The 364-nt window shown below is 70.3% G+C and carries 1 protein-coding gene; it reads right to left on the reverse strand.

Translation table 11 applies throughout. The annotated features are described in order from the left end of the window. The coding region (locus tag RZA33_RS19405) for a DUF3971 domain-containing protein (protein WP_317509551.1) at positions 1–364 on the reverse strand (364 nt) is incomplete at both ends.

Raw genomic sequence — 364 nt, forward strand, 5'->3', positions numbered from 1 at the left:
GGAAGATGCCGTTCGCGTGCGGCGCGTCGACAGGGAAGTCATGCAGCTCGCCCTTCAGCCGCACGCTGATGTTGCGGGCCTCGCCGCCGAGCAGGGCGCGTGCCAGATAGCTGCGCGTGGCCGGCAGGCTGATCGGCATGTAGCGCGCCACGCGTGTTGCGTCCAGCTGGCGGGCGTGGCCGCTCAGGTCCAGATGACCGGGGCTGGTCGAGCCGGCAGCGCGCTTCCAGACCAGGTCGAAATCGCCGCTCAGGTCGGGGGTTTGCAGGCTCAGGTCTTGCAGCCTCAGCTCGACCTCGCCGGCCGTCTTGCCGCCCGGAGCCGGCAGCTTCCAGCTCATCTGGGTGGCGAGCCGGGTGATGGG

Source organism: Halovibrio sp. HP20-59 (assembly GCF_033052795.2).
Taxonomy (GTDB): Bacteria; Pseudomonadota; Gammaproteobacteria; order Pseudomonadales; family Halomonadaceae; genus Vreelandella.